Origin of the sequence: Novosphingobium sp. UBA1939 (assembly GCF_002336885.1) — a bacterium.
In the GTDB taxonomy this organism is placed as follows: domain Bacteria; phylum Pseudomonadota; class Alphaproteobacteria; order Sphingomonadales; family Sphingomonadaceae; genus Novosphingobium.
Genome location: NZ_DDFB01000094.1, coordinates 10,490 through 15,276 on the forward strand (window position 1 = coordinate 10,490; position 4,787 = coordinate 15,276).

The following is a 4,787-nucleotide window of genomic DNA, read 5'->3' on the forward strand; positions in this document are numbered from 1 at the left end:
CGCGCGGTGCCTTCGAACTCGAAGCCCTGCACCGTCTCCTTGCCGGCGTTCGACAGGTAGAAGCCGGTGCCGGTGAAGATGTTGGACTGGAAACCCTTGATCGACTGGCGGAAGGCGGCGACGTTCATCGTCACCAGCCCCCAGTTGGCCTTGAGCCCCAATTCCAGCACCGTCGAGCTTTCCGGCCCGGCGAAGCGGCTGCCGTAGGTCTGGTTGACCTGAGTCAGCCCGGCGGCGGCCAGCGCCACCGCGTCGGAGGCGGCGGGCCGGCTATCGCGCGAAAGGTTGATCGAACTGGCTTTGAAGCCGGTGGCGAAGCTGGCGTAGAAGTTGATCCGCCGCGTCAGATCGTAGGCGATCCGCGCGGTATAGGTGAACTTGCTGTCGCTGGTGCGGCCAGGCTCCACCCCGTTGGGCACGCCCAGGAACGGGGGCAGGAACTGAAGGCTCTTGAGCGCGAGCAGCGGGTTGCCGACCAGTCCGGGATTGCCGCTGGCCGCCGCCTGCGCGGGCGTGATGTTGGCATTGGCCGCGCCGAAGGCGGCCGCCTGCGTGCGCAGCGCGCCGAAAACGCCGGGCTGGGCCGTGGCGAAGCCCTGGATCTGGGCGGCATTGGCCGCCGCGCCAAGGCCCAGCGCGGTGCCCACCGCCGTGGCGAGGTACTGCTGTGTCAGCCCGGTCTGGCCGATGCCCGCCAGCGAAAGGCCCGAGAACACGTCGCTCGACGAAACCTGCGCGGAGAAATTCTTGGTATCGCGGGTGAAGTTGATGCCGCCGGTGATGGTCAGGCGATCGTGCACCTTGAAATCGGCCTGCGCGAAGATCGAGAACGCCTCGTTCTTCAGGCGATAGCGTTCGTCCAGCCCCTGCCCCGCGCCAAAGAACCGGCCGGCGTAGTTCTGGCCGGTCAGCCCGCTGATCGTCGCTTCGAGGGAGGACGCGTTGAGCGCGCCGCCGGTGCCCGAGCGGATCAGCAGATCGGCATAGGGGCGGTACTGCGAGCCATAGGCGACGCGGTTGGACTGGTCGATCTTCTCGTTGAAATAGAACCCGCCCAGCATGAAGTTCAGCGGACCTTCGATATTGGTCGCGATGCGGAATTCCTGGGTGAAGGTCTTGATCCGCAGGTCCTGCGAATTCTCGCCGAGGAGATCGGCGCTGGTGAAGTCCGAATCCTGGTTGGTCAGCGCGTCCGTGCGGCGATAGGCGGTGATCGAGGTGAAGGTCAGCGGGCCGAGGTCATAGTCGGCCTGCGCCGAAAGGCCCCAGTTGCGGATGTCGTTGGACGAATCGAAATTGCTGTAGGTCACGTCGGCATAGCGGTCCGCCGCGTTGTTGACCTTGCCGCCCAGCGCGCGGATCGCCGTGGTGGCGGCCGAAGGCTGGAGATTGATCGCGGCGCAGCAGTTCTCGTTGATGCGGCTGTAATCGCCGATGATCCGCACGCGCAGGGCGGGGCTCGCTTCCCACAGCGTCTGCCCGCGCACGAACCAGCGGTTGCGGTCGTTCACGGTGTGTCCGGTGCCCAGATCGTGGATGTAGCCATCGCGCTTGTTGTAGCCGCCGGCCAGGCTGACCGCGACGTTATCGGCCACCGGGCCGGTGACCACGCCCTTGAGCACCACGGCATCGTAATTGCCGTAGGTTGCCTCCAGATTGCCGCCGAACTTGAACTGCGGCGCCTGCGTGACCACCGAGACGACGCCCGCCGAAGCGTTTTTGCCGAAAAGCGTGGATTGCGGGCCGCGCAGCACCTCGATCCGCTGCACATCGGGAAAATCGCCGATCTGCGCGGCCGAGCGCGAGCGATAGACGCCATCGACGAAAACGCCGACCGACGGTTCGATCCCGGCGTTGTTGGCGCCGTTGCCGAAGCCGCGGATGATGAAGTTGGTATTGGCCGAGCTTTGCTGCTGGTTGACGCGCAGCGAGGGCACCACGCTGGCGAGATCCTTGAGATCGCGGATCTGCGCGCGTTCGAGCGTCTGCGCGCTGGTGACCGTGACGGCAACAGGCACGTCCTGCAGCGTCTGTTCGCGCTTGGTCGCGGTGACGACGATCTCGTTGCCCTGCGTGGTGTCTTCTCCACGGTCGGTGGCGGGCTTCGCCTCTTCCTCGGGCGCGGGCAGGGCTTCTTCCCCGTCGACGGCGGGGGCGGCGGCCTGTTCCGGCATCGCCTGGGTTTGCGCGAAAGCGACGGCGGGCACCGTCACCGTGAAACCGCAGACCCCCACGAGCAGGCCCGCGCGGGCGAGTTCGGCAAATTTCATGTGGCAACCAATCCTGTAGCTGAGCTGGTAACGGGATAAGGCGCGGTGGAGGCCCGTGGCCGAAGCCGGAACCGGATGGCGGTAAAAACGCCCCGGAACAAAGCCTTCCGTCCATTCCGACGGGAAATCGACACCCCTCATCCCTTCTGGGAAGGACCAATATGAGCCTGAACGGCGCGAGACAATCGGCATTTTGATGTTTTTCCCGCCCCGTTACGGCTCTTGCCGGGCCTGTGGCACACCGGTAACAACTGGGGTGACCGCGGGCGCGAAGCGGGGCTGCGGGCCGGGCCGGTGCCAGACTGTCCTTGCCGCAACGCACAATTCCGGCTAAGCGCGCGCCCGAACCGGCCCGCGCCTTTGCGGCGCGCGGGTCCGAGCCCAGAACATCCGCCTTACCGAAAGCGCCATCATGTCCGCCCTGCGCAATATCGCGATCATCGCCCACGTCGACCACGGCAAGACCACTCTGGTCGACCAGCTTTTCCGCCAGTCCGGCACGTTCCGCGACAACCAGCGCGTGGAAGAGCGCGCGATGGATTCCAACGATCTCGAAAAGGAACGCGGGATCACCATTCTGGCCAAGTGCACCTCGGTCGAATGGACGTCGCCCCAGTCGGGCGAAACGATCCGCATCAACATCGTCGATACCCCCGGCCACGCCGACTTCGGCGGCGAGGTGGAACGCATCCTGTCGATGGTCGATGGCGTGATCCTGCTGGTCGACAGCTCGGAAGGCGCGATGCCGCAGACCAAGTTCGTCACCGGCAAGGCGCTGGCGCTCGGCCTCAAGCCGATCGTGGTGGTCAATAAGATCGACCGTCCCGACGGCCGCGCGCAGGAAGTGCTGGACGAGGTGTTCGACCTGTTCGTCAGCCTCGACGCCAACGACGAACAGCTTGAATTCCCGGTGCTCTACGCCTCGGGCCGCAACGGTTACGCCAGCGAGGACGAAGCCGCCCGCGAAGGCACGCTGGAGCCGCTGTTCGAAAAGATCGTGTCCCACGTACCCGCGCCGAACCTGGACGTGGACGGCCCGTTCTCGTTCCTGGCGACGCTGCTCGATCGCGATAACTTCATGGGCCGCGTGCTGACCGGCCGCGTCCAGTCGGGCACGATCAAGGTCAACCAGCCGATCCACGCGCTGGATGCCGAAGGCAAGGTGATCGAAGTCGGCCGCGCCTCCAAGCTGCTGTCGTTCAACGGGCTGGACCGCGTGCCGGTGGACGAAGCCCGCGCGGGCGACATCATCGCGCTGGCAGGGCTGGAAAAGGCCACCGTGGCCAACACCATCGCCGATCCTTCGGTGAGCACGCCGATCACCGCGCAGCCGATCGATCCGCCGACGCTGGCCATGCGCTTCGCCGTCAACGACAGCCCCTTCGCGGGCCGTGAGGGCGACAAGGTGACCAGCCGCATGATCCGCGACCGCCTGCTGCGCGAAGCGGAAACCAACGTCGCCATCCGCGTGACCGAAAGCGCCGACAAGGACAGCTTCGAAGTGGCCGGGCGCGGCGAACTCCAGCTGGGCGTGCTGATCGAGACGATGCGTCGCGAAGGCTTCGAGCTGGGCATCAGCCGCCCGCGCGTGCTGTTCGACACCGACGAGACGGGCGCGCGCACCGAGCCTTACGAAACGGTCGTGATCGACGTGGACGACGAATTCTCAGGCACGGTCGTCGAGAAGATGCAGCGCCGCAAGGCCGAACTGACCGAGATGAAGCCTTCGGGCGTGGGCAAGACCCGCATCATTTTCTCGGCCCCGTCGCGCGGCCTGATCGGCTATCACGGCGAATTCCTGTCCGACACGCGCGGCACCGGCATCATGAACCGGCTGTTCGAGAAGTATGGCCCGCACAAGGGGCCGATCGAGGGACGGCTCAACGGCGTGCTGATCTCCAACGGCACCGGCGAGGCGGTGGGCTATGCGCTCAACAGCCTTGAGGATCGCGGCATCCTGTTCGTGCGGCCGCAGGACAAGATCTACGAAGGCATGATCATCGGCGAGAACGCCAAGCCGGAAGATCTCGAAGTCAACCCGATGAAGTCCAAGCAGCTCACGAACTTCCGCTCGACCGGCAAGGACGATGCGATCCGCCTGACCCCGCCGAAGATCATGACGCTGGAACAGGCCATCGCCTATATCGACGACGACGAAATGGTCGAGGTGACGCCGAAGACGATCCGCCTGCGCAAGGCGATCCTCGATCCGAACGAGCGCAAGAAGGCCAGCCGGAAGAAGGAAGCGGCGTAAGCCTCGGCTTCCCGGCCATCGGAACACGAAAAAGGCGGCGGGGCATCGGTCCCGCCGCCTTTTTCGTGGCGTTTATGTCTTTTGCAAAATCACCATCGTCATTGCGAGGAGACGCAGTCGACGAAGCAATCCAGAGCCACGCTCAAGCCGCTCTGGATTGCTTCGCTACGCTCGCAATGACGACAAGGCCAAATCCCCCACCGTCATGCCAGCGGAGGCTGGCATCTCCCGACGGATCAAGCGCGATCTGGTTGGCAGACCCC

2 protein-coding genes are annotated in these 4,787 nt (G+C 65.2%); one reads left to right on the forward strand and one right to left on the reverse strand.

All coding sequences use genetic code 11. The annotated features are described in order from the left end of the window. Positions 1 to 2,270: TonB-dependent receptor (locus B3547_RS12595; RefSeq protein WP_292963645.1), on the reverse strand; the 2,270-nt coding region annotated here is incomplete at its 3' end. Between the two features lie 412 nt (positions 2,271 to 2,682). Here B3547_RS12595 and typA point away from each other — a divergent pair. Continuing rightward, positions 2,683 to 4,524: a translational GTPase TypA gene (gene typA, locus B3547_RS12600; protein WP_194919455.1), complete on the forward strand. Its 1,842-nt coding sequence runs from the start codon at positions 2,683 to 2,685 to the stop codon at positions 4,522 to 4,524. Positions 4,525 to 4,787: the final 263 nt, after the last annotated feature.